The organism is Pectobacterium zantedeschiae (assembly GCF_004137795.1).
Classification (GTDB): Bacteria; Pseudomonadota; Gammaproteobacteria; order Enterobacterales; family Enterobacteriaceae; genus Pectobacterium; species Pectobacterium zantedeschiae.
On the sequence record NZ_NWTM01000001.1, the window covers coordinates 2550652 to 2575917 of the forward strand.

General features: G+C 51.2%; 21 protein-coding genes. 14 read left to right on the top strand and 7 right to left on the bottom strand.

From position 1 onward, the window contains the following. The first annotated feature begins 50 nt into the window (after positions 1–50). Positions 51–1919: an Svx/AvrXca family virulence/avirulence protein gene (locus CLR69_RS11540; RefSeq protein ID WP_129712689.1), complete on the top strand. Its 1869-nt coding sequence runs from the start codon at positions 51–53 to the stop codon at positions 1917–1919. A 124-nt stretch (positions 1920–2043) separates the two neighbouring features. On the opposite strand, the gene azuC is transcribed toward CLR69_RS11540, so the two are convergent. Beyond that, positions 2044–2130, bottom strand: coding sequence for a stress response protein AzuC (gene azuC / locus CLR69_RS23410; protein ID WP_085996941.1), 87 nt, complete (start codon positions 2128–2130; stop codon positions 2044–2046). 368 nt (positions 2131–2498) lie between these two features. Here azuC and CLR69_RS11550 point away from each other — a divergent pair, with 368 nt between their 5' ends. From CLR69_RS11550 to CLR69_RS11580, 7 genes are all read left to right on the top strand, one after another. Beyond that, the gene (locus CLR69_RS11550) at positions 2499–3731 is read left to right on the top strand and encodes a multidrug efflux MFS transporter (protein WP_129712690.1); all 1233 of its coding nucleotides are present in this window, start codon (positions 2499–2501) and stop codon (positions 3729–3731) included. Between the two features lie 290 nt (positions 3732–4021). Continuing rightward, positions 4022–4426, top strand: a complete 405-nt coding sequence (locus CLR69_RS11555; RefSeq protein WP_129703019.1) for an ExbD/TolR family protein — start codon at positions 4022–4024, stop codon at positions 4424–4426. Between the two features lies 1 nt (position 4427). Beyond that, complete coding sequence (locus CLR69_RS11560; protein ID WP_129712691.1) at positions 4428–5171, top strand: energy transducer TonB; 744 nt, start codon at positions 4428–4430, stop codon at positions 5169–5171. 77 nt (positions 5172–5248) lie between these two features. Continuing rightward, positions 5249–7489 carry a TonB-dependent receptor family protein gene (locus CLR69_RS11565; RefSeq protein ID WP_129712692.1) on the top strand — a complete coding sequence of 747 codons (2241 nt, stop codon included), beginning with the start codon at positions 5249–5251 and terminating at the stop codon, positions 7487–7489. A gap of 85 nt (positions 7490–7574) precedes the next feature. Beyond that, complete coding sequence (locus CLR69_RS11570) at positions 7575–8243, top strand: MotA/TolQ/ExbB proton channel family protein (protein ID WP_129712693.1); 669 nt, start codon at positions 7575–7577, stop codon at positions 8241–8243. After that, positions 8236–9576: a phospholipase D-like domain-containing protein gene (locus CLR69_RS11575; protein ID WP_129712694.1), complete on the top strand. Its 1341-nt coding sequence runs from the start codon at positions 8236–8238 to the stop codon at positions 9574–9576. The genes CLR69_RS11570 and CLR69_RS11575 overlap by 8 nt, the downstream gene beginning before the upstream one ends. A 33-nt stretch (positions 9577–9609) precedes the next feature. Then, entirely contained in the window at positions 9610–10971 is a 1362-nt protein-coding gene (locus tag CLR69_RS11580; RefSeq protein WP_129712695.1) for an esterase-like activity of phytase family protein, read from the top strand. Between the two features lie 54 nt (positions 10972–11025). On the opposite strand, the gene CLR69_RS11585 is transcribed toward CLR69_RS11580, so the two are convergent. The 6 genes from CLR69_RS11585 to CLR69_RS11610 all read right to left on the bottom strand — a co-directional run bounded on the left by CLR69_RS11585 (position 11026) and on the right by CLR69_RS11610 (position 18460). Then, positions 11026–11712 (bottom strand): GntR family transcriptional regulator, encoded by a 687-nt coding sequence (locus CLR69_RS11585; protein ID WP_011092523.1) that lies wholly within the window; start codon positions 11710–11712, stop codon positions 11026–11028. Positions 11713–11802: 90 nt separating this feature from the next. Further along, positions 11803–13269 carry a mannitol dehydrogenase family protein gene (locus CLR69_RS11590; RefSeq protein WP_129712696.1) on the bottom strand — a complete coding sequence of 489 codons (1467 nt, stop codon included), beginning with the start codon at positions 13267–13269 and terminating at the stop codon, positions 11803–11805. A 103-nt stretch (positions 13270–13372) separates the two neighbouring features. Beyond that, positions 13373–14746 (bottom strand): MFS transporter, encoded by a 1374-nt coding sequence (locus tag CLR69_RS11595; RefSeq protein WP_129712697.1) that lies wholly within the window; start codon positions 14744–14746, stop codon positions 13373–13375. Positions 14747–15145: 399 nt separating this feature from the next. Then, positions 15146–16162: a Zn-dependent oxidoreductase gene (locus tag CLR69_RS11600; RefSeq protein ID WP_129712698.1), complete on the bottom strand. Its 1017-nt coding sequence runs from the start codon at positions 16160–16162 to the stop codon at positions 15146–15148. 14 nt (positions 16163–16176) lie between these two features. Next, positions 16177–17391 (bottom strand): D-mannonate dehydratase ManD, encoded by a 1215-nt coding sequence (gene manD / locus CLR69_RS11605; RefSeq protein ID WP_129712699.1) that lies wholly within the window; start codon positions 17389–17391, stop codon positions 16177–16179. Positions 17392–17560: 169 nt separating this feature from the next. Then, entirely contained in the window at positions 17561–18460 is a 900-nt protein-coding gene (locus tag CLR69_RS11610; RefSeq protein ID WP_129712700.1) for a LysR family transcriptional regulator, read from the bottom strand. Positions 18461–18737: 277 nt separating this feature from the next. Between CLR69_RS11610 and CLR69_RS11615 the strand changes: the two genes are divergently transcribed. The 6 genes from CLR69_RS11615 (at position 18738) to CLR69_RS11640 (ending at position 25210) form a co-directional block, all read left to right on the top strand. Beyond that, positions 18738–19703 carry an alpha/beta hydrolase gene (locus CLR69_RS11615; protein WP_129703008.1) on the top strand — a complete coding sequence of 322 codons (966 nt, stop codon included), beginning with the start codon at positions 18738–18740 and terminating at the stop codon, positions 19701–19703. A gap of 512 nt (positions 19704–20215) precedes the next feature. Next, entirely contained in the window at positions 20216–20914 is a 699-nt protein-coding gene (locus CLR69_RS11620; protein ID WP_129712701.1) for a 4Fe-4S dicluster domain-containing protein, read from the top strand. Beyond that, on the top strand, positions 20907–21869 hold the full coding sequence (nrfD, locus tag CLR69_RS11625) for a cytochrome c nitrite reductase subunit NrfD (RefSeq protein ID WP_129712702.1): 963 nt from the start codon (positions 20907–20909) through the stop codon (positions 21867–21869). The genes CLR69_RS11620 and nrfD overlap by 8 nt, the downstream gene beginning before the upstream one ends. After that, positions 21870–23246, top strand: coding sequence for an MFS transporter (locus CLR69_RS11630; RefSeq protein ID WP_129712703.1), 1377 nt, complete (start codon positions 21870–21872; stop codon positions 23244–23246). A gap of 45 nt (positions 23247–23291) precedes the next feature. After that, positions 23292–23639, top strand: a complete 348-nt coding sequence (locus CLR69_RS11635) for an FMN-binding protein (protein ID WP_129703004.1) — start codon at positions 23292–23294, stop codon at positions 23637–23639. Between the two features lie 41 nt (positions 23640–23680). Continuing rightward, a complete protein-coding gene (locus CLR69_RS11640; protein WP_129712704.1) occupies positions 23681–25210 on the top strand; it encodes an FAD-dependent oxidoreductase in 1530 nt (509 codons plus the stop codon). The last annotated feature ends 56 nt before the right edge of the window (positions 25211–25266 follow it).

Here is a 25266-nt window from a genome sequence, read left to right on the forward strand (position 1 = left end):
TCGTGAAATAATAAGGCTGATTAGCAATATTCATGCTAGGAAAAGGATTTATGCCAAAAATAAAAACACTTCTCACGCCCCTAAACTGCCTACTCGTTTTAAGTGGCGCATTAATGGTCAATACGGCAAACGCCGCTGAGGCTTGTGTCGCAGGCAGTTGGCAGGTGGATAATTCAATTACCGATATGCCTTCCGTGAAATACCAGACAGAGCACTTTGCCTTCCGCTGGAATAATAACGACGTGAACCGTAATGATGCGGTTGCTGCGGGGCAAAAACTGGAACAAATTTGGGATAAGTTCATTAACCAAATTCAGTATCCAGAGCCTTACTGCAAACAAACGGTGAAATATAAGGCCAATATTCACATCGATCCCACTTTTGGGCTCAGTGGAGGTATTGCAGGTGGTGGCAGCATGGGAATGTGGATCGGCCCAGCCTCACTCAAGGATAACTGGGGACTGGCACACGAATTTACCCATGCGCTGCAAGGACAAACTGGCGGCTTCCAGGGCGCAGGCGGAGAAAACTACGTTGGCTGGATTTGGGAATCCCACGCGAACTGGATGACGCACCAGATGGATGAATTCCGCGGTACGTCAGCACACTGTTCGGAAATGCAGGTCAACTATTCACATATTTATTTGGGTTCAACACGTAACCGTTACTGCAACTGGCAGTTTATGGAATATCTGAAGAACCGCTTTGGCTATAGTGTCATCAACGATATGTGGTCAAAAGCGCCGAAAGGAGGCGAAAGCGGCCAGTCTACTGCCGATCCGCTATCCGTTCTGCGTAGCAACATGGGCTGGAGCCAGTCTGAATTCAACGATGTCTTCGGTGACTGGGCGATGCACAACGTCAACTGGGATTACATCGATCCAGATGGCTTCGATCGTGGTCGCTTTTACCGTTCAACCTACGGCGGTTATGGTGCGGTTCAACCCAACCAGAATAACGCCGACCGTTTGCTGAGAACCACTGCGCTTGAGCCCGTTGTCGGTGCCAGCGCTAGCCTTCGACGCTTCTCCGTACCGTTCGATCAGGCTCCGCAACAGTTAGGCTACAACATCGTCCGTCTGATCCCAGAAAGCGGTGCAACGAAAATCACCGTTAAATTCCGTGGCATGGTGCAAAGCAAATCGGCCATTACCCGCTTCCCTGGGCTGAAAAACGATCCGGCAACGATGCCACAGCCAAATTCCGACTGGCGTTGGGGTATTGTCGCTATCGGTTCCGACGGCGTTTCACGCTACAGCGAATTGCAGCGCGGCGCATCCGCTACGGTGAAGAACTTCACTATCCGTCAGGACGATAGTGGCATTTACATGGTGGTAATGGGCACACCATCGCAAATGCAGAAGATCAAGTGGGATCAGGCTTACTACTCCCTTTACCGCTACCCGTGGATGGCTGATTTCACTGGCGTCTGGCCGGAAGGCAGCCAACCTGGGGCCCCGAATCCAACCGCTAATGGTTCTCGCCATCCAAACGGCGGCGGCTGGGTATCTAACTCCGCGAATGTCGCACCTACCGCATACGTCGGGCCTTATGCTCGCGTCATCGGTGGTACGGTGAGGGATAACGCCAGAATTGAAGATCATGCAACGATTCTGAGCGGAACAGTGGAAGGACGTGCCGTTGTCAGTGGCCTGACGGTCATGCAGGGCAATACTATCGTGCGCGACAATGCACGACTGCATACGGTCTTCATGGGGCCAGGAGCTTATGAACGCGGCATTGTGCTATCAGGCAATGCGCAGATGCGCGGGGATGCGGAAATTCGCGGTGCTTCCGCGTCACAGGGTGTGTTCTATGGCTTTATTGATGAAAATGAAGTCAAAAGCAGTGCAGCCGGTGCTTACCTGACCGAAGCCGTGCCAGAAGTGACGGCCGTTCCGGTCTATAGCACGAAATAATATCACCACAAAAAGGGGAACTGGCTCAGAACCACGTTAGGTTGGTTCTCAAAATAAGTCGGCCCCATCAATAAACAGGCCGCCAATAAGGCGGCCTGTTTTATGCGATGCATAGCACAGATTCTTAGAACAGTGCGCCAGGCGGCACGTCTTTATAAGTATTCAGGTAAGCCGCCAGCATTTTTTTAAAGAAATTACGCACTTTTTTCACCTTGGTTTTACTTAGCTCGTTATTCTCATGACGCGATGGAGTTGTTCTTGTCTTACTGGCAGTGAGCTGCCTTATGGTGGTGGATTGTACAACCCCTATTGAGCAAAAGCCATTTTTTTGTGATGCAAGTCACAAAAACAAATTCACCGACGCTATCCCCTCCACGCGCTGATTTTCTTTTGTTGCGAATCATTACCCTCAGTGACCAATACGCCACGAGCTATGCTATGCTCATGATGAAAGACGAAATTTTAGTCACTGCACGTTATTAATTGAGCGCTATTCACTGCCAGTAGCACACTTTCTCACGCGCAGTCACCACAGTTTCGCCATTGGTTATTCGCTGATGAAGGCTCGTTCCGACCCCCATGGAAACCTGGAAACTTAACCTCTTCTCTGCCTGGCTGGGATGCTTTTTCACCGGGCTGGCCATGAGCCAGATATTGCCCTTCCTGCCGCTGTACATCGAACAGCTTGGTGTTAGCTCGCACGAGTCGCTGAGCCTGTGGTCCGGCTTGATCTTCAGTTCATCTTTTCTGATCTCAGCCATCGTGGCGCCACTGTGGGGAAGCCTCGCTGACCGTAAAGGCCGCAAACTTATGCTGCTGCGCGCCGCACTCGGCATGGCAATCGTGATGTCGTTGCAAGGGTTGGCAACCAACGTATGGCACCTGTTCATTCTGCGCGCATTAATGGGGCTGACCTCCGGCTACATTCCCAACGCGATGGCGCTGATCGCTTCGCAGGTTCCGCGTGAAAAAAGCGGCTGGGCACTCGGTATGTTATCGACCGGGCAGATTGCCGGCGTCATCCTTGGCCCCTTATTCGGCGGCTTTATGGCCGATTATATCGGGCTACGCATCGTCTTTTTCATCACCGGCGGTATGCTGTTTACCAGTTTCCTGATTACGCTTTTCGCGATTAAAGAGAGCGTCGTTAAGGTCACCAAAGAAAATAGGCTAAGCGGGAAAGCCGTCTTTGCTTCCCTGCCCTATCCGGCACTGATCATCTGTCTGTTTATTACGACGATGATGATCCAGATGGCAAACGGCTCCATCAGCCCTATCCTGACGCTGTTCATCCGCGATCTGTCCCCCGGCACAGACAACATAGCCTTTATCAGCGGCGTGATTGCGGCTATTCCCGGCGTTTCCGCCCTGCTATCTGCACCACGCCTTGGTCGCTTAGGCGACCGTATCGGTGCGCATCGCGTCCTGATCGCCGCACTGGCAATCAGCGTGTTGCTGTTCCTGGTTATGGCAGTAGTACAAAGCCCCACCCAACTCGGTGTCCTCCGCTTTATGCTGGGCTTTGCCGATGGCGCACTGATGCCAACCGTACAGGCGCTATTAGTCAAATACAGCAGCCAGCAGGTGACGGGCCGCATCTTCGGCTATAACCAGTCATTCATGTATCTGGGCAACGTACTGGGACCACTGATGGGTTCTGGCGTTTCCGCCCTGATGGGATTCCGCTGGGTGTTCGTCGTCACCGCTTTTCTGGTGCTATGCAATACGCTGCAACTCTTTTTCGCCTTCAGGAAACCACGCGGAAAAGGGATAACTCCCCAGCCAAAGGATAACGCCCCCTCCACACGATAACGACCCAGCCAGTGGCTTCACTGGCTATGCATTTTCCGCTGCTCTCACCAGCCAGATGTACTTTTCCCTTCTCTGGGATTCACTCGCCGCTGTTATAAATGATGTAAAAACATCAAAAAAACTTATTTTTTGACAAAAAATTACCATCAAAACGTATCAACATGAAAAATTAATCACATAAATGTAAAAAAAATTAAACAAACCCTACCTATATTGGCTGCTTTGTTTCGGCGCCACGCGAATTGCCCGACGCCGATATTCAGACATTCGCGCCTGTAGGGAATTGAGTAATGAGAAACTGGAACGAACCTAAAAAGCAAAAAGCCCACATCGATTTGGTTCCCATGATCGATGTGATGATGTTCCTGTTGGTCTTCTTTGTCCTGATCAGCATGAACGTTATTCCAGCACTAGGCCTGAAAACACAGCTCCCCGCCGCAGGCAGCGCACAGCAACTCAAGCCGCAGAAAAAAGCGATCATTACGCTGGGTGCACAAGATCGTCTTGAGCTGGACGGGCAGCCGATGGCACTGGGCGATCTCATCAATACGCTGCAACAGCAGCAGCAAGACCAGCAAACCACCATCATTATCAACAGCGATAAAAGCGTCGAGGTTGAGCGTCTGGTCGCCGTCATGGATACCCTGCGTCAGGGGGGCTTCTCGTCCATTTCTATCGCAACCCGGAAATCGTGACATGTATCTGCTCTATCGCTCACGCCACGCCATCAGTTGGTTGCCGTTGCCGGTCTTTGCCACCTGCCTGTTCTTCGCCAGTCAACAACCGCCGCTGAAAGTTAAGCAGCAATACGACGAAACGGTCATGGCGATCATGCTAGCTGAACCGGAGCCGGTTCCCCAGTCCGAACCGATCCCAGAACCGGAACCTGTGCCACAGCCGGAACCCGAGCCGATTCCAGTTGATGAGCCAGATCCGATTATAGAAACACCGCCGGTTATTCCCCCTAAACCGGAAGTGAAGCCGAAGCCTAAACCGGAGGTTAAGCCCAAGGCCGAAACCAAACCGAAACCGACACCCGCTCCGGCTAAACAAACTGCACCACGCACGGAAGCACCGGCCAAGCGCCCGGCACCGGCTACAAATGCGGTGCCATCTGCACCGTCGGTGAATGTCGCCGCGCTGGAAAATAGCTATGCGCAGGCACTGCGTGCGCAGCTTGAACAAACCAAACGCTACCCAACCGGGCGACAGGCATCGCTTGAACGTCCCGAAGGTCGCGTTGAGGTCTGGCTGGAAGTCGATCGTACAGGGCGAGTCATCAATTCAGGGATCAACAGCAAAGCGCCCAGCATGCTGCTAAACCGAGCGGCGCAAGCCAGCTTACAGAGCATCAAACAGGTTCGGGCCTTCCCTGCCGACGCCTTTGCAGGACAAAGCACAAAACGCTTTTTAGCCACGTTCGATTATCAGGCGCAGTAGCGTTTCGCACCTGAGCAAGAGAGTGAATCAGCAAAACAATGTCAACAATACATTACTGATAATACTAGGATAATTAAATGAAACCGTTCAAACTTTCTGGGGTATGTTTGTCCGTCGTCGGCGCATTATTGGCAGGATCTGCGCTGGCGGAGGAGGCGACAAATGTCGGCACCATCAACGTACAGGGACAACCGCTCGGCGCAGGATTAATGGTTCAGGAAGATAGCGCCAAATCGCGCTCAACCGTGACAAAAGACGCGCTGGATAAAATGCCCGCAGCAGGCAACGCCATTGATAAACTGAAATACACCGCAGGCCTGAACGTCAGCAGCAATGACGCCAGCGGCTTGAGCGGCGTCAGCTATACCATGCGCGGCATGAGTGCGGATCAGGTCGGCCTGTCATCAGATGGCATTCCCGTCAATGACTCCGGCGACTACGCCGTGTACCCGAACGGCATGGGAGACCCGGAAAACCTGGAGCAGATTTTCGTCACCCAAGGCTCATCAGAAATGGACGGCCCGCACATCGGCGCCAGCGGCGGCAACATCGGGCTGGTTTCCCACCGTCCGGCGAAAGAGTTTGGCGGCTTCGTTAAGCAGACGTTCGGCAGCAACAACCTCAGCAAGACCTTTGCTCGTTTGGAAACCGGTAAACACAACGGCTTCAGCAGTTGGCTCTCCTACTCATACACCGACTCCGACAAATGGCGTGGCGCAGGGTATTCCCGTGCCGATAAAGTCGAATGGAACGGCCTGTATGAACATGAAAATGGCCACAGCAGCAGCCTGATTGTGAAATACAATCAGCAAGATGCCATCAACTATTCGACGTTGAGCAAACGGCAGTTCGAGCAAAACGGGCGTAAGATGGATTACGCCACGACGCCGGTTTACAACAACCGTGGACAGATTTCTCAATACTACAAAATTAACCGCAATAACTTCGAAACGCTGAATGTCACGTTCACCCAGAAATTGCAGCTACGCGATAATCTGGCGCTGACCTTACAACCCTATTATTTCTCGACGAACGGCGGCAGCCACGGTAGCGGAAGCGCCAGCGTGTTATCCGCAACGTCAGACCGCGCGGGTAACTACGATCTCAGTAACCTAACCTCCAATACCTACTACCGCCCGTCGTGGACGGAAACCTGGCGACCGGGTATCACCACCAAGCTGAAATGGGATCTTAACGACGAGCATAGTCTGGATATCGGCTACTGGTTCGAGCGTGCACGTCAGCGCCAAACGCAGCCGTTTATTCCGATTAAGAGCGACGGCACCCCAGCTAACATCTCCGGCAAACCTGGCGATGCGGATCAGATCACCGACGCGAACGGGAAAGTGGTTCAGGGCCGTAATCAGTTTACCGTCACACCCGCTCATAAAATCTGGGTACAGAACACCTGGTTCTTCTCACCGGAATGGACGTTCACTGGCGGTCTGGCCTATCAGCACGTAGAACGTGACGGGACTAACCTCGGCAGCTTGTATAGCGTCGCAGAGAAAAAGAACAAGAAGTACCACGAGTTCCTGCCCAGCTTTAACGCGGCCTACCGCATCAATACCGAAAATCAGGTGTTCTATAACATCACGCGCAACATGCGTACTCCACCCAACTACGTCTTGTACAACGTTGGCGACTCAATCAATACCAAACCTGAGTTGAGCTGGAATCAGGAACTCGGCTGGCGCTTCCAGAATGAAGATATGCTGCTGAGTGCCTCATTGTTCTTTATCCGCTTTACCGATCGCCAGATCTCCAGCCGTGACGCCAACGGTGATTACGAAATGATCAATGCCGGAAAAGTAGAAAACAAAGGGCTGGAGCTGGAGTGGAGCGGCAAGCTGCCTCATAACTTCAACTACTTCGCCGCTTATACCTACACCGATACCGAGCAGAAAAATAATCTCGCCACCAGCGGCAGCCAGCTCCCCACCACGGGCAAGCAGGTCGCCAATGCGCCGAAAAATATGCTCAACCTTGGGCTGGGCTATGACGACGGCCTCTACTACGCGGGCGTGAATAGCCGCTACGTCGGCTCGTTCTACGGCGATATGACCAATGACGAGAAAATCGGTGGACGTACCGTTTTCGATCTCAGCGCCGGTGTCTATCTGCCAGTGGATAAGAAGATCGTGAAAAGTGCCACCTTACGCGTTGGCGTCAGCAACCTGTTCGACAAAGAGTATCTCGACTCTGCGCGCTCAGTGAGCTTCAACTCAAGATCGTATAACGGCGTATCGGCAGGCACACCGTTTTACAACGTCGGGGAAGAACGCACCTTCAGCGCCTCACTGGAAGCCACGTTCTAATTCGATAACGTAATACGACAGTGCGGGCAACCGCGCTGTCACTAATCACAAATCACGCCCAACAAGGCAACAGAAGGATCAGGCCATGAACGCCGATATGCTGCACGAGATTATTTTCTACGTCATGTACGCCTCACTGGTGATCGCTCTGATGATCATCATCGAACGAAGCCTCTATTTTTCCTATACCCGTCGGCAGGCCAAACATCTGGATCGCGCGCTGACGGCGGATATTCGCCACGCTCACGATCTGCCGAATGCGCTGACACAGCGCCCCAGCCTGCCCATCACGGTGGTCACACCTGTTCTGGCACAGTCACATCAGGCAGAAAATCGCGATGCGCTTAACGACCTAATCGACGCACAATATCTGCAAAGTAAACCGCAGCTATCTCGTGGGCTATGGATTCTGGAAACCGTCGTTACCGCAGCACCCTTGCTGGGGCTACTTGGCACTATTATGGGAATCATCGAAACCTTCAAGGCCCTGTCCGCCGCGGGGATTTCCGACCCGAGTCAGGTTTCTGCGGGAATGGGAACCGCGCTCTACGCGACCGGGCTGGGGATCGCCATCGCACTGGTTTGCCTGCTGGGGAATAATTTCCTGCAAAGCCGGATGGAACACATCAACGAAATGCTGAAAGTCCTGCTCATTCGCGCCGGAATGCCGCATACTCGCCAACAGAAAGCGGGCCCTGCGGTGGCACACAGCTCCATGACAGAGAAAGCAATGGCGGAGAAACGCTATGCTTAATTATGGTGGTTTCACGTATCCGGGGCGACGCTGGAAACATTGCATCAACACGCTGCTGACAGGAGGCGTATTGTTTATTGTAAGTACGTCAGCCAGTGCCGACACCAGCGCGAACGGCTATCACATTCCCGGCTACGAATTAGTGTATGACGCCCCGGTAGAAACCACGCTGACCGCTCCCGATTTACGCCCTAGCGATGCGGTGTGGACATCGCTGTTTGATAACGCCCGGCACACCATTGAACTGGGCCAATTCTATGTCGCTAATCAGGCAGGAACGCGCCTCGATAGCGTCTTGCAGCATCTGCGTGCCGCCGGAGAGCGCGGCGTGCGAATCCGCCTGCTACTCGAAGAAAAAGGGCTAAAAATCTCCACGCCAGACACGCTGGAACAGCTCAAAACCATCCCGAATCTGGAACTGCGTGTGATTCCCTTTGAGCGCCTGAGCGGCGGGATTGTGCATGCCAAATACCTGCTGGTTGATGGCAAACAGGCTTATATGGGTAGCCAGAATCTTGACTGGCGAGCACTGGAGCACATTCACGAAACGGGGTTATTGATCGACGATCCGCGCGTGGTTCATCAGATTAGCGCCATTTTTGAACAAGACTGGCAGGCACAGGCGCGACTAGCCAACGGTGAAACCGTTCCGCCGTTACCCGCATCGACAGACGCCGTTGACCGTTCGGGAAACTATCTGGTTGCCAGCCCCAAAGCGTTTAATCCCGCTGGCGTGATAGATTCCGAAGAAGAACTTCCCCGCTTGCTGGCGGAAGCTCAGCAACAGGTTCGCATTCAGGTGATGGATTATGCCCCACTCTCCTACGGCCCCGATAACACGCGCCCGTATTATGCAGTGATCGATAATGCAATCCGCACCGCCGCCGCACGCGGCGTACAGGTAGAGCTGATGGTGTCCGAATGGAGCACCAAAATGCCAAATATCGCCTACCTGAAAAGTCTGGCGTTGCTCCCTAATATCCAGATAAAAACGGTGTCTATACCCCAAGCCAGCAGCGGCTTCATCCCTTTTGCTCGCGTGATCCACAGTAAGATCATGACCATCGACGGCAAAAAAGCCTGGATCGGTACCAGCAATTGGAGCGGCGGCTATCTGGATAACTCGCGCAATCTGGAGATGGTGATTCAGAACACAGCGATGACACAGCGGGTAGACATGCTCTATACACAGCTATGGAACAGTGCATACGCGCATCCTCTGCGCATTGATTATGATTACCCACGACCCAACCCAGGCGGCGTGAAAGAAAAAGAGAAAACGAAGGAAGACAGCCCTTCATCCACGACAGGCGGCACGGTCACCGCACCGTAGCCACTACCAGAATGACATTTGATGGGGAATAGCATGAAACATACGTTGTTAGCACTGCTGGTTGCCGGACTTCTGCCGTTCAGCGCTCAGGCCGCGGGAGAAAAAGTGACGCGCTATGTCGTCACCTTCCCGGCTGGCGATCGTGTTCCGTATCAGGGCACATTCGCTAAAAACTTCCCCAACGGTCTGCCTGTCGGCATTGGTTCAGGCCTCTATTTCACCGGCAAACAGGGTGACGACCTGATGTTTATCACCGTCACCGATCGCGGCCCGAATACCGATGCGCCGCTGGTCGGCGAGAAAGAAGCCAAGATCTTCGCCAGCCCTGACTACGCGCCGTTGATGATGGATATTCGGGTCAGTGCGAAAGCGGCAGAAGCCATAAACCCACGTTCGCTTCACGATGCCGAGGGCAACATCACAGGCCTGCCGCTGCCAGCAGACTTCATTGGTACCACCAATGAAGTCGCGCTGAACGACGCACTGCAACCGCTTAGCACCAGCCAGCGTGGACTGGACACGGAAGGCATCACGCCGGATGGCAAAGGCGGTTTTTGGCTGTGTGACGAATATGGCCCGTTCCTGATCCACGTTGATGCCAGCGGAAAAATCCTGGAAAAATTCGGCCCAACGCCTGCGGACAATGAGCATTCGGTTGCCAGCGGCTTACCAAACATCATCAAATGGCGTCAGCCGAATCGGGGTTTTGAAGGGCTAACTCGCCTACCGGACGGCACCATCATCATGGCCGTGCAAAGTACGCTGGATATCGACGGTAAAAGCAAAAACAAAGCGCAGTTTACGCGTCTGGTGATGTTTAACCCGGAAACCAAAACCAGCCGCATGCTGGGTTACCCCATCAACATCGACAGCTATAAGAAAGCGAAGGATGCCAAGATCGGCGATATCGTCGCACTGGATAATCAGCGTATTCTGCTGGTCGAGCAGGGTACGGATAAAGACAAGCAAATGCAGAACCGTATCTATCTGGTCGATCTCAGCAAAGCGAGCGACCTGACACCGTTCGATGCCGAGGGTAAATCACCGGAATTTGACGATTCCGCACAGTTGGAAAAACGTGGCATTACGCTGGCGCACAAGCAGGAGCTAGTCGATCTGCGTAAGCTCGGCTGGCAGCAGGAAAAAGTAGAAGGTCTGGCGCTAGTCGATAAACAAACGCTGGCCATCATTAATGACAACGATTTTGGCCTGCAATCCGTGCTGCAATCCCCCGTGAAAGCAAAAGACAAGGCGGACGACTATCAGGTCAATGCTGATGGCAAACTCACACGAGACGGAAAGACAGTCGATACGACGTTGGCAATCAAACCGTTGCAGAAACCAGAAGCCGATAACGAGCTGTGGTTAATTCATCTGGCCCAACCAATAAAATAGCTTTTAGCATGGCTTCCACCAAAGGATCGAAGTGGAAGCCACCCTTCAACGCACTCAGGCGTGCTCGAACCAGTCGCTATTCTGCTGTGCAATCGGCGTGATCGAATAGATCATTTCCTGCAAATGCTCACGGATCGCTTTTTCCGCTGCATCGGGATCGCGCGCTTTCAGGGCGCTAAAAATCAGGTAGTGCTGCTGGATAAGGCTTGGTGGGGGCGAAACCTGGCTCAGGCTGAGAAAACGTACGCGGTCCATCGTCGCTTTGATCGATTCGATGGTTTCCCACGCCAGTGGGCAGTTGGCAATCTGCGTCAGAAGTTGATGGAAACTGTCATCGAGGCTAAGAAACTCACGCACTTGTTCATTCTGCGCGGCCAGTTCCTGGCGGCGTAAGTTGTGCTCCAGCGTTAGTAGTTGCTCGTCCGTCACCATTTCGGCAGCCCGGCGCACAATGGCGCATTCCAGCGCCTGACGAATAAAGCGCGCATCTGCCACACGCTGCTCGGAGATCTTCATCACAAACGTGCCACGCTGCGGCATGATCTGCACCAATCCAGCTTCGGCCAGCTTGATAAAGGCCTCTCTGACCGGCTGGCGGGAAACATCAAAGCGCACAGAGATTTCTTTTTCAGACAGTAGCTTACCCGGCGGAATATTGCATTCCACAATGTCTTTGCGCAGTACGCGATAAATTTGCTGGTTGACTGGTTCGCTGTTGTTGATCTGAAAAGAGGTATCCATGCCGCTGTGCTTAGCCAAGAAATTTACCGCTTATGATACACGCTTCGCGCGGCGAGTGTCATTGTTACCGAACCCGCCGCGCTTTTCATCCTACCAGTCCGTCGCCTGCAACGTCCCTTTCACACCTTTAGCTAATAACGATAAATAGTACTGCGTCACGGCTTCCACAAAAGCGGGATTCTGCGGTAAATCCTTACCAAAAATCGCCGTCAGCGTCAGCAACGCCGCGACTCGGCTTTCCCCTTCCATACTATTTTGCACCGTTTCAGCGATTGCCTCTTTCAGTGGGTCGCTGACTTCAATGGGTTGCCCTTGCTCATCCACACCACCGACATAGCGCATCCATCCCGCCACACCGAGCGCCAGCGCATCAAAACGGCTGCCGCTCGCCAGATGCCAGCGGATAGAGTCCAGCATCCGCTGTGGCAGTTTTTGCGAACCGTCCATCGCAATCTGCCAGGTGCGGTGTTTTAACGCACGGTTACGATAGCGATCCAGCAGCGCATCCGCATAGGCGGCGAGATCGACACCCTGCGTACGCAGCGTCGGTGCCTGTTCATGCAGCATCAAATGGTGCGCTGCCGCGACTAGCGCGCCATCCTGCATGCACTCGCTGATATGCTGGTAGCCAGCAAGATAGCCGAGATACGCGAGAAATGAGTGACTACCGTTAAGCATGCGCAGCTTCATTTCCTCAAACGGCAGCACATCCTGTACCAACTCCGCACCCGCTTTTTCCCACGCGGGACGACCGTTGACAAAGTTATCCTCAATCACCCACTGGAAGAACGGCTCACAGGCGATCCCAGCAGGATCGACAACGCCCAGTTGTCCTTGGATTGTTTCCAGCGTTTCTTCGGTAATGGCAGGGACAATTCTGTCCACCATGGTGGAGGGAAAGGTGACGTGCTGTTCAATCCAGCGCGCCAGTTCGACATCCTGCTGTTCCGCCAACTGCACGATCACGTTGTGCGTAACGTGCCCGTTCTCCGGCATATTATCGCAGGACATCACGCTGAATGCCGGTAGCTCGCGCTCCCGTCTGCGTTTGATGGCAGCCAGAATCACACCGGGCAGGGAGCGTGGTTCTGCGGGTAACGCCAGATCGTGGCAAATCAGCGGATGTTCACTATTCAACAGCCCCGTAGCCGGATGATGACAATAGCCTTTCTCGGTTACGGTAATCGATACGATAGCGATATCTGGCGCACTCAGTGCTTCCAGCACCGTCTCAATACCGTCGACTTCCGCATGCAGTGCGGTTGTCGCCACGCCGATGACCCGACTATTCCAGCCACTGTCCGCCATTTCGGACACCGACCACAGTAAATCCTGCTGGCGAATCGCCTCGATCTGCTGCTCGCCGCCAATCAGATTAATTTCGCAATAGCCCCAGTCGCTGCCCTGCTCCGCCGCCAGCTTATCGGCACAAACCGCCTGATGCGCACGGTGAAATGCGCCAAAGCCAATATGCGCAATACGTGTTTTTAGCAGGCGTCGGTCGTAACGCGGCACCACAACCTGCGGTTTAAGAGTAGAAAATTCATTAATACTCATCGTTATCCCTGATAGGTGATTCAAAAAATATGTCTACGTTGTAAATAATTCGAGTTGCAGAAAGATCGACTCATCTGCAACTCGAACAATGGCAGGTTGAACGTTATGCTGCGTCGTCTAATTCATCTAAATCACGATCTTTAACTTCCGGCATGCTGATAGCCGCAAATAAGCCAATTACGGAATAAGCAATCAGCATCACGACAATTGGCCACCAGGAACCGGTCATATTGCAGAAAATACCCGCTAATACCGGACCAAAACCAACGGCAACCAGACCACCGGTTTCTTTGGCTATCGCCATTTGCGTAAAGCGGCTACGTCCACCGAACATTTCTGCCAGAGTGATATTCTCCAGTGCAAATAATCCCAGCACTGCGAAGTTATGAATAATGATAATGCTGACGATAATGACATTCACGCTATTCTCTTTATCAACGATAAGAGAGAGCGTCGGGTAGGCTAATAATATCGCCGAGATATTCAGAATAATATAAGGCACGCGACGACCGACTTTATCCGAGAGCCATCCTAATAACGGAATGGTGATGAAACCGATAATAGAACTGATCATCAAAGCATCTGTCGGAATATACTTCTCGAACAACAGCGTTTGAACCAAATACCCTGCCAGGAAGGTCTGAATTAACCCTGAATTTCCCGCCTGACCGAAACGCAACCCGACTGCCAGCCAAAACGCTTTACCTTTGAACATCGACAATATGGATTTTTGCTCGCTTTGCTCAACCACCAGAGCAGGCGACGGCACTTCATTACCAGATACATCGTTGCTGACTTTCTCAAAGACCGGACTTTCCTTCAGGTTCATACGCAGCCAGATGGCGAATATCATCACGACTACGCTAGCCAGGAACGGGACACGCCAGCCCCACGCCAGTAATTCTTCTCTGGAGAGGGCAAAAAACATGAAGGCCCAGATAGCCGTGGCGCTAAGCGTACCGCAGTTGGTGCCCATGGCAACCAGCGAGGAAATAATCCCGCGTTTCCCTTTCGGCGCATATTCCGCCAGCATCGTACCCGCACCGGAAATCTCCGCACCGGCCCCCAACCCCTGCACGATACGCAACGTCACCAGCAAGATCGGCGCAAAAATACCAATCTGGGCATAGGTCGGCAGCACGCCGATTAACGTAGTACAGATACCCATCATGGTGATGGTAATAAAGAGCACTTTCTTCCTACCGATCGAGTCACCCATACGACCAAAAATAAAGGCACCGACAATACGTGCAATATAGCCTGCGCCATAGGTGCCCATTGCCAGAATCAGCGCCATCGCCGCCGATTGTTCAGGGAAAAATATTTCATGAAAGACCAGTGCTGCCCCAAGCGAATACAGTTGGAAATCCATGAATTCTAATGCCGTGCCCAGCCAGCCGGACACCGCCGCTTTAACTAAATCAGAGGTACTTCTTGCAGGTTTATTTTGTCCAGATGCTATCTTATGCTTATTCATATATATACTCTCGACGATTTGTAATTATGGTATATCCGTCATACTTCAAGCTGCCTATGCGTTGGCTTTCCTCATTCACCCCAGTCACTTACTTATGTAAACGCCTGGGATTCACTGCGTCGCCGCGTTACAAGGATTATAAATAAGCCTTGCCCTCGCGGGCCAATGCCGCCGTTGTTAAAAATGCTAACGTTTTGTCCTGCAACTCGAATTATTTAGGGTATAAATAACAGTAATAAAATTACCGTTCATCATGGTGTCGCAATCCACTCCAGCCCGTTATTGATGGTCTGGAGTGATTAAGAGAGAAATAATTACTTCAAAGGAATGATTATAGTTTTCTGTAATCGATAGTGTTTTTCCTTTTATATAGACCCTGTTGCTAATAACTCGTCATGCTTAATTAAAAGTCAGCAGGACTTTACAGCAGCGTTTTTGATCTTTTTCAAAGACCTCAATCGCCTGTTCCACCTGCTGATAATCAAATCGGTGTGTGATCAGCTTTGCCGGATCGATACGTCTCTCTTTCAGCCACTCAATCACGATAGGGAATTTATTGGCATTCAAGCGTGATGAGAAAATGGAGAGCTCTTTGCTGGTCATTCCTTGCTGGCTGATCTGACAAGGTTCGCTGGAGAAGCCCATAATAGCGATACGCGCCGCAGGAGAAGCAATCGTAATTGCTTCCTGCAAAATAGACGGATGGCAGGCGGCGTCAACGATTAGCGTAGGCTTGATATTCAGCGCCTCCAGCTCATCTTTTAATGACAACGATGCGTTGTTGATGACCCTGTCCGCCCCGCTGCGCAATGCCATATCCAGACGTTCAGGAATGCGGTCAACGACGATGACGTCTTTCACGTTGAACACGCCTTTCAGTACCTGAACCGAAGTCAACCCCATCGGCCCCGCGCCATAAATCAGGGCAACATCCTGTTCTGTTGGTTTCACCTGCGCGGTCACGTTGGCGGAAATCGTGAAAGGCTCCACCATCACGGCGAACTCATCGGGAATTTCATCAGGAATGACGTGTGCATTCTTCGCCGGTACGGCAGCGTACTCGCTGAACCCACCGTCACGGTGTACCCCCAGCACCACCAGCGAGGTACAGACGTTCGGTTTGCCGATTGAACATGGGTAGCAGTGGCCACAGCTCACCACAGGATCAACCGAAACGCGTTCGCCCAACCGGGCCGCGTCTACACCGTCACCGACCGCCTCAATCACGCCGAAAAATTCATGCCCGATGACGCGCGGGTACTTAGCGAAAGGGTTATGTCCGCGGTAGATGTGGCTGTCCGAACCACAGATACCCGCCAGTTTCACCTTCACCCGAACTTCACCTGCCGCCGGTTGCGGAATCGGGCGTTCTTCAATCACCAACGAGTTTGGCTGCTGTATCACAATACTTTTCATGTTTTGGCCTCTAATTACCAATTCCACAACGTACCGTCTTCCAGACGGGCAACCGGTAAATAAGCGGGGTCATAGGGATATTTGGCCGCCAGTTTTTCATCGAACTCAATGCCTAAACCTGGCTTTTCGCCTGGATGCATATAGCCGTTATCGAATGTCCAGCTATGCGGGAACACTTCCAGCATTTGCTCCGAGTACCCCATGTATTCCTGTACGCCAAAGTTTGGCACCCAGAGGTCAAAATGCAGCGCCGCTGCCATGCAGATAGGCGACAGATCCGACGGCCCGTGCGAACCGGTACGTACCTGATAGAGCGAGGCAAAGTCGGCGATACGGCGCATGCCGGTAATCCCGCCCGCATGAGTAATCGTAGTGCGGATGTAGTCGATGAGTTGTTCTTCAATCAGTTGCTTACAATCCCAGATGCTGTTGAAGACTTCCCCTACCGCAATTGGCGTGACGGTGTGCTGACGGATTAAACGGAAGCACGCCTGATTTTCCGCAGGCGTCGGGTCTTCCATCCAGAATAGACGATAGTCCTCAACGCTTTTCCCAAAGCGCGCCGCTTCAATTGGCGTCAGGCGGTGGTGCATGTCATGTAGCATATGTTCGTTGAAGCCAAACTTGTCGCGTACGGCTTCAAACAGCTTCGGCGTGAAATCGAGGTATTTTTCCGTGGACCACAATTGCTCTTCTGGCCAGTTACCTTTCGTCGCGGGCTCATAGGCCAGCCCTTTGCCCTTCGCCATGCCGTAGGTGGTCTTCATGCCAGGCACGCCGCACTGCACGCGAATCGCTTTATAGCCCAGATCGCGATGTTTGGCGTAATCATCCAGCACTTCATCAATCGAGTGGCCCGTCGTGTGGCAGTACACCATCACACCCGTGCGCGATGCTCCACCCAGCAGTTGGTAGAGCGGCATATTGGCGGCTTTAGCCTTGATGTCCCACAGCGCGGTATCAACAGCCGAAATCGCGGACATGGTTACTGGCCCACGACGCCAATACGCGCCTTTATAGAAATACTGCCAAATGTCTTCAATCTGGTGTGCATCACGGCCGATAAGCTGCGGACACACATGATCTTTGAGGTAAGAGGCGACCGGCAACTCACGCCCGTTGAGCGTCGCATCACCGAGGCCAGTTAATCCGCTATCTGTCGTAATCTTCAGAGTGACAAAGTTCCGCCCTGGGCAGGTGACAAACACTTCAGCGCTGACAATCTTCACGTTACTTATCCTTCTGTGCATATAGGCATTCATTTATGCTGACTACCATACAAGTATATTTATAATGATAATTTGAATCGCCTCACATTTATTCACATTTGCAACATTTACCTAAAACGTGTGAATAACGGGAAGCGGAAACTGAATGAATCAAGGGGGGATAAATGCGCTACCGAACAGACTCACTGTAGTCTTGTAAGAAATCTAAAAACAGGCGAACCATCGGGATGTTCACGCTACGCTTCAGATAGCTAATGGCGAAAGTCCTTTTTAGCTGCTCTTCCAGCGGAATAACCGCGACGTCGCAAGCGGTCAGGCTTTTGGCGACAGACGAACAGAGGAAGACCACGCCGGACAGGTTGATCACCAGATCCATAATGATGTCCATGTTACTGCATTCACGAAAATAGCTGGGGTTAATGCCCTGTCTGGTGAAGGACTCAGAGACAGCGGCATGCTCTCCCGTCCCTTTTTGCGGAACGATCAGCTTTTCTTTTACTAACTGCGGCAGGCTTAGCGTCTTATTGTCAGCAAGGGGATGTGACGTCGCCATCACGGCAACAATGTCATCAACCTGACAAATGGTATGGTGAAACAAAGGATCGTTCAGGTATTCATCGAAAGGCGTCGAGAAAGACAGGTGAATCTCGCCATTCCGCACCCTTTCCAGTAAATCGGTGCTCACACCGTCAATAAAAGAGATATCAATATTGGGATAGGCTTTCTGAAACAGGTTAAACATATTGTAGTGGGCCAGACGATTAAAGATTGGGATCACGCCAACCAGCAGCGCACCGTCTGTGCTTTCCTCATAGCTGCTAACGAACTGTTCCAGTTCATAATGCTCTTTAATGATGCCCTGAATTTTATCAGCAAAGAGCTTCCCGAATGGTGTCAGAGAAAACTGCCGAGTGGTTCTGTTAATCAGTTTTCTTTCCGTTTCAATCTCCAGGCGCGCGATCTCCTGTGACAAAAAAGCCTGAGAGATATTCAGTGCCTTCGCCGCTTTAGTGAAACTCCCAACACGGATGAGTTCCTGATAATAAATCACACGCTTTATACTAAGCATTTTTTATATTACGCATTAACTGCCTCGTTTATAACAACCTTTAATAACAATTATAGAGATTTGTAAATAATCAAATGTGATTAGATGCACATTTAATTAATGAGAAATAACGTTAATAGTAGATATAGTCAACTTATTATCAATAATGAAATAATTGATTATTCAAAACTGAATGCCCTCTAATATTAAAGATTTTTTAATATTATTTTTACAAATAATAACATCGTCACTCACAAATCGAAAAAGTTTACATATCCCTAACAAAAGGATTTAAGATATGGGTTATTCGAAAACAACAAAAATAGGGCTGGCAACCTTGGCAATGATGAGCGGGACTGCAATCAATGCAGCACAGAATCAACATGAAATTACCGTAAAGCAGGAAACCACATCGGTGAAGTTAATCTCTGATGTCGTTTACTCTCAGGTATCAATGCGGGGGTATCCAAATGTTGCATTAAAAATGGATATTCTTCAGCCTGAAGCGCAGAAAGCGCTTCCCGTCGTGTTATTCATTACCGGCGGCGGCTTCATTAATGCCAATAAAGACAATTATCTGCAACAACGCCTTAGCATTGCAGAGGCTGGCTATGTGGTTGCCAGCATGGAATACCGTGTCGCCCCCACCGTCCTTTTCCCCTCACCGCTGGAAGATGTCAAATCCGCGATTCGCTATCTGCGTGCGAACGCGAAAAAATTCGGCATTGACGACCAACATGCCGCAGTTTTCGGTTCATCAGCGGGAGGTTATCTGGCGGCATTTGCCGGGGCGACGAATGGTTCAAAAACCTACGATAAAGGCGATAACCTCGATCAAAGCAGTGATGTCCAGGCCGTGATTGATTTCTATGGATTATCCGACCTGACGCTCGTCGGTGAAGGCTTCTCTGACGATGTTGTTCAGAAACACACGTCGCCTTCTGCGACAGAAGCTATCTGGGTCAACGGCACCGCGGTGTTTAATGAGGGAGGCGCAATTACCCGTTACCCGGATAAAGCGGCAGCGGCCAACCCCATTAACTTTATCAGCGCCGCCACACCGCCGTTCCTGATTATGCACGGCACCAACGATACCCTGGTTTCTCCACGCCAGACCGAACGGTTGCATCAGGCTCTGACAGCAAAAAATATCGAATCAACGTACTACAGCGTTAAAGACGCAGAGCACGGCGGGCCACATTGGCTGCAACCGGACATCATGCAAATTACCGTCCGCTTTCTTGATAAACACCTAAAGATTTGATGTCCGCAGACAATTAAAGCTATCTATTTCGTCATTAGATTATCTATTTTGTTGCATAAACGTTAGCGCTAAATAAGTGCTAACGTTTTTATTTGTTGCTAAAAAAACCGCCATCAATTTATCTCCCTCATAACCTCGCATAAAAAAACATACAATCTGATATACATCAATTATCCATTTTTATCATACGCAGAAAAAAAACAGAAAAGTCCCATAAATGAATTATTTTCTAAAAAACATCCCATTTAAATTAAACTTATAGCAAATTGATGTTTGTTATATAGGGATCTACAAAAAAACAAATGTGACCAAACGCACACTTAGTCTTTTATCCCCATGCTCCAATAAAACCATAATAACAACGGGATCTATTAACTATTTCCCTCGTAATGATGGACCACTCTTTTCTATTAGCGTCAAACTGCGAAATATTAATGCTGGTACAGGGTTAATACTGTCTATGAAAGATATGGCGTTCGCACGGCTATCACCTCAATGTGAAGATTTATAATATGGAAGAATTATCTCGCCGTCGTTTTATTGCCTACATGGGAAGTACGATTGCCATTAGTGGGCCTATCAGTCTCGCCAAAGCGCAAAATGAACCAGAAAAAGCGCAGGGCAAATTAGCCGTTAAATATGGCTTATTGCATAACGAAATGCGTTGTATCGGATGTAAAGCCTGTATCAAGGCCTGCAAAGAGACGAATAACGTCCCTGATGGCGTAACCCGACTGGACATACTGCAAACCGTCGACATTCCCGCCGTCGAGAAAACGCGCGCCATCAAGCAATTTTTCCGTAAGTCCTGCCAGCACTGTGAAAATCCGCCCTGCGTTGCCGTTTGCCCGACGGGAGCGTCATTCAAAGACGCTCTCACCGGCATTGTAGACGTCAACGATAAACGCTGCGTGGGCTGCCGCTACTGTATTGCGGCGTGCCCTTACCATGTGCGTTTCATCAACCCTGTCACGAAAACGGCAGACAAATGCAATTTTTGTCGGGAAACCAATCTGGCTGCGGGAAAACAACCCGCCTGCGTCGAAATCTGCCCCACCAAAGCGTTGGTATTTGGCGATCTCAACGACCCTGAAAGCAACATTGCCAAGATGATCGAGAGCAATGCGACCTACCGCTCCAAGGTTTATCTGGGTACCGAGCCTCAACTCTATCGTATTCCTGGGAAACGAGGAGCAATCGACAATGCATAATGCCTTCACGTTCGACACGCTGGTATGGGACTGGCCCATCGCCGTTTATCTTCTTCTGGTCGGCATTTCGGCGGGGATGGTGTCGCTGTCGCTGCTGCTCAGGCACTATGTTCCCAGCGAATATCACGGCAATAATCGCGTCATCAAAGCCACCGCCATTGTGGCACCACTCGCTGTAATCCTCGGGTTGGTAATTCTGATTTTTCACCTGACTAAACCGCTGACCTTTTGGTATTTGATGGTTTTTTACAATCCCACCTCCATCATGTCGCTTGGGGTGATGCTCTTTCAGGTGTATTTCGTCGTGATGCTGTTATGGCTCATCACGCTTTATCATGACGCATGGCTGACTCAGCTTGAGACCGTTTGGCACCGTCCCGCGCTGGCTATGCGAACGCGTAGACTCACGGCAGTTATCGTCAAAAACGCCACGGTGGTTGAAAACCTGCTGCTGGTGCTGGCAATCCTGCTCGGCTGCTATACCGGTTTTCTGCTGTCCGCACTGAAATCGTTCCCGTTACTGAACAACCCCGTCCTGCCCGTCCTGTTTTTAGTGTCCGGTACGACATCCGGTATTGCCGTCATGCTGCTGGCCAGCGCGTGGGGGCGTCAGATCTCAGAGAATTCACGCTCTCTGCATTTCATCCATCGAGTGGAAACGCCGGTGGTATATGCCGAGTTGTTCCTGCTGCTGGCGTTTTTTGTCGGGCTGTTGCTTGGCGGCGGGCAAAAAGTTGTCGCCGCCCAGACCGCGCTGTCCGGTTTCTGGGGAGGCGTATTCTGGATTGGCATTATCGGCATCGGTATTGTGATCCCCTCGATTATCAATCGAGTACGTAAACCTTCTGCCCATTCCGGCAAAGGACAAGTGATTACCTTAGCCGTCATGAGTCTATTCGGCGTGTTCCTGCTACGGCTGTTCGTGCTTTATGCCGGACAAATGACGGTGGCCTGAATGAACGCGTCATGGGTCTTATTCTGGATTGCTTCTGCCACCTTTTTCATGCAATCCCTGGATACCACCATGGTGTATATCGCCATACCGACTATCGCACAGTCGCTGCACCAGCCGGTGTTGTATATGGAAACGATCGTGATCGCCTACATTGTCACGGTCGTCGCGTTTACGCCGGCCAATAGCTGGCTGGCGGAACGGCTAGGAGAAAGAAAAACCTACCAGATAGCGATCGCCATTTTCACGATCGGCTCGCTGCTGTGCATGACAGCCACCACTCTTGGTAGCTTAGGCGTTTACCGCTTTATTCAAGGCATCGGCGGTGCGCTCATGCTGCCCATCATCAGAACCGTGATATTGCGTACCACGCCGCAAAATCTGAAATTACGCTTTCTTAATCGGGTGACCTTATTGGGATTACTCGGCACGATGATCGGCCCCGTACTCGGTAATCTTTTGGTTAATTTTCTATCCTGGCAGGCTATTTTCTTCGTTAATATTCCGCTGGCTTTAGCCTGCTTTTTTCTGGCAAGCAAATATATTCCGGTTGTGACAATTAAAGAGACGCCACGCACAGGTGCGTATGAAGCCGCCTTTCCCATCTTGATGTTATTTCTTATCGCTTTCATGCTAACCACCGCCACGAAAAATATATTACCAACGTTCGTCATGTTATTCCTGTTTTGCAGCACATTGGGTTTGGTTTTTCTTTACTACCGACAACATTTGATTGCAGAAACAGCATTATTCCCGCTTGCCCTGTTTGGCATCAGAACCTTTTCTGTCGGCGTTATTGGCGGCATCGTGACGCGAACACTACTGGCATCAATACCCGTTGTGCTCTCACTTATGCTGCAAACTACGCTGGCCTGTAAGCCGGCGGAAACCAGCCTGATTCTACTACTCTTTTCCAGCGGAGCACTGTTGTCAAAGCTGCTGTTCGAGCCACTGGTCAAACGCATTGGCTACCGCCGACTGTTGATGCTGACGACCAGCGTAACGTCGCTGTGTGTCCTTGCCTTGAGTGTCGCCGTGCAAGAGCGTTCGACGCACCTCATCGGTATTATCGCCATGCTATTAGGCGTGCTGATTTCAACCTTATATTCCGCAGAAAGCACACTGGCATTCAGTAATCTGAATAACAGCACTTATCACAGCGGTAATAACCTGTTAACCATTAGCCAACTGCTTTCCGTCATGCTCAGTATGACGCTGACATTTCCACTATTACGCTTTCTCTCTCAGTTAGAAATCATCTTCAATCTTAACCCTTTCAGTCTGTTGTTTTTATTACTCGGCATTGGCTTACCGATTTGCTGCCTGATATTCAGGCCTCTCAATAACGACGACGGTTATCACTTTATTCATGGGAGATAACGGATTATTCGCCGTATTCATTCAAAAACTGATGGAATTATTGATATGAAAATATGCTCAGGAATCCTTCCACTTTGCTTGTTATTCACAATGGGAACAGCAGCCGCACAGGAGGGGAATTTTAAAGCGGGTACCTATTCCGCCGCCAGACAGGGTATCGGCGGCGATGTCACCGTCACGCTTGATATCGATGCGCAGGGAAAAGTCCTCAAATCGACAATTGATGCCCCGGAAGAGACACCCGAAGTCGGCGGGGAAGCCGCAATCGAACTCGCAAAAGCCATGACCGAAAAACAGAGCATACAGGTTGATGGCGTGTCAGGTGCCACGATGACCAGTGGCGCGGTACAAGAAGCGGCGGAAGACGCGTACTCACAGGCTAAGGCGAAGTAATACCGTGTTGTAAGACTCTTAATAACATCAAGGAAAACATCATGAAACGCTTCAGAAAAAGTGTACTCACGACGCTCTGTCTCTCAATGATGAGCTGGTCTACCGCACAGGCGGCGGACGCAGCAAAGCCGGAAATTCCGAAAAGTGCCGATATCGTTATTATCGGTGCAGGCGCGGCGGGCACCTCGGCAACGATGGCCTCCGCAGAAAAAGGGGCGAAAATCGTCTTACTGGAAAAACAGCCGATTGTCGGTGGCACGGGCAACTTTGCCGAAGGCATCTTCGCCGCCAACAGCAGCATGCAGAAACGCCAGGGGATTATAGTGACGCCAGATATGGCGTTTAAAACCATCATGGATTACAGCCACTGGATGGCCAATCCCTTCGTGGTTCGCGCCTTCGTCAACCGCTCGGCGGACACGATTGAGTGGGTGAAATCGAAAGGTATCAAGTTTGAATACATCGGGCCCGGCGGCCCCGGCGGTATGTTGACCTGGCATGTGATCGACGGCCCCGGCCACGGACGCCACCTGATCAAGACATTCCACGAACAGTTTAAAAGTATGGATGTCACCACGCTGGTGAAAACGGCGGGTAAAGAACTGGTTGTGAAAGATGGCAAAGTAACAGGCGTCATCGCACAAGATAGCGACGGCAATACCTTCCAGATCGACGCCAAAGCCGTCATCATCGCCACTGGCGGCTATGCCAACAATAAAGAGATGCTGCAAAAATACGCAGCCTTCCCCGATACCATAATGGTTGGTAACGTCGGTAAGGACGGCGACGGGATTAATATGGCATGGAAAGCCGGTGCCAAACCGGACGGTCTGGGGCTGCTGCAAGCCTATCGCCCCGGTCTGCCAGACTACGCGCCTAACTCTCACCTACTGGCCGCTGCACGTCAGCCCTATCTGTGGGTTGACCAGCATGGCCGACGCTTTACCGATGAATCCAACGTCATCATCTGGCCACACTCTGGTAACGCACTGTCAAAAGCGGGTGGCATCATGTACTCCATTTTTGACGAAACGTCCCGTAAGCATTACGTCGAAGACGGCATTGATGTGCCGATTGGCGAATGGGTGATCGCCAATACCAAGCTGACAAAATTCGATAGCGAATTTACGAAGGAAAGTCAGAAAAATCGCGGTTTCGTCTTCAAGTCCGCTACCGTTGACGGGCTAGCGAAAGAGATGGGCGTTGATGCCAGCGTGCTGAAGAATACGCTGGAGGAAAACAACAAATTTGCGACGCAAAAACGGGATGAGGTGTTCAACAAAAACATGGATTACCTGCGCCCGATAAAAACCGGCCCGTTCTATGCGGTGAGAATGCAGCCTGCTGCACTGGGCACGTTAGGTGGCGTGAAGATTGACGAGAAAATGCAGGCGATAGATAAATCCGGCGAGGTCATTCCGGGTCTGTACGTCACAGGTAATGATGCCGCTGGCATGTATGGCGACACCTATGACCTGCTGCTAGGCGGAGGCACGTTTGGCTTTGCGCTCAACTCAGGTCGAATTGCAGCAGAAAGCGCCCTTGATTATATGAAGTTCAGCAAGAAATAAGCGCGTCCCTTAAGTCTACTGACATTCGTTTGAGTATCGAGATACTCGGGGCGACC

Bases quoted from the DNA above. Each gene is read 5' to 3' on its own strand.
- CLR69_RS11575 (WP_129712694.1), top strand. From the start codon at position 8,236: ATGCTTAATTATGGTGGTTTCACGTATCCGGGGCGACGCTGGAAACAT.
- CLR69_RS11590 (WP_129712696.1), bottom strand. From the start codon at position 13,269: ATGAGTATTAATGAATTTTCTACTCTTAAACCGCAGGTTGTGGTGCCG.
- CLR69_RS11615 (WP_129703008.1), top strand. From the start codon at position 18,738: ATGGGTTATTCGAAAACAACAAAAATAGGGCTGGCAACCTTGGCAATG.
- CLR69_RS11595 (WP_129712697.1), bottom strand. From the start codon at position 14,746: ATGAATAAGCATAAGATAGCATCTGGACAAAATAAACCTGCAAGAAGT.
- CLR69_RS11620 (WP_129712701.1), top strand. From the start codon at position 20,216: ATGGAAGAATTATCTCGCCGTCGTTTTATTGCCTACATGGGAAGTACG.
- CLR69_RS11585 (WP_011092523.1), bottom strand. From the start codon at position 11,712: ATGGATACCTCTTTTCAGATCAACAACAGCGAACCAGTCAACCAGCAA.
- CLR69_RS11640 (WP_129712704.1), top strand. From the start codon at position 23,681: ATGAAACGCTTCAGAAAAAGTGTACTCACGACGCTCTGTCTCTCAATG.
- CLR69_RS11630 (WP_129712703.1), top strand. From the start codon at position 21,870: ATGAACGCGTCATGGGTCTTATTCTGGATTGCTTCTGCCACCTTTTTC.
- CLR69_RS11555 (WP_129703019.1), top strand. From the start codon at position 4,022: ATGAGAAACTGGAACGAACCTAAAAAGCAAAAAGCCCACATCGATTTG.
- CLR69_RS11600 (WP_129712698.1), bottom strand. From the start codon at position 16,162: ATGAAAAGTATTGTGATACAGCAGCCAAACTCGTTGGTGATTGAAGAA.
- CLR69_RS11560 (WP_129712691.1), top strand. From the start codon at position 4,428: ATGTATCTGCTCTATCGCTCACGCCACGCCATCAGTTGGTTGCCGTTG.
- nrfD (WP_129712702.1), top strand. From the start codon at position 20,907: ATGCATAATGCCTTCACGTTCGACACGCTGGTATGGGACTGGCCCATC.
- CLR69_RS11635 (WP_129703004.1), top strand. From the start codon at position 23,292: ATGAAAATATGCTCAGGAATCCTTCCACTTTGCTTGTTATTCACAATG.
- CLR69_RS11570 (WP_129712693.1), top strand. From the start codon at position 7,575: ATGAACGCCGATATGCTGCACGAGATTATTTTCTACGTCATGTACGCC.
- CLR69_RS11540 (WP_129712689.1), top strand. From the start codon at position 51: ATGCCAAAAATAAAAACACTTCTCACGCCCCTAAACTGCCTACTCGTT.
- CLR69_RS11580 (WP_129712695.1), top strand. From the start codon at position 9,610: ATGAAACATACGTTGTTAGCACTGCTGGTTGCCGGACTTCTGCCGTTC.
- CLR69_RS11550 (WP_129712690.1), top strand. From the start codon at position 2,499: ATGGAAACCTGGAAACTTAACCTCTTCTCTGCCTGGCTGGGATGCTTT.
- CLR69_RS11610 (WP_129712700.1), bottom strand. From the start codon at position 18,460: ATGCTTAGTATAAAGCGTGTGATTTATTATCAGGAACTCATCCGTGTT.
- CLR69_RS11565 (WP_129712692.1), top strand. From the start codon at position 5,249: ATGAAACCGTTCAAACTTTCTGGGGTATGTTTGTCCGTCGTCGGCGCA.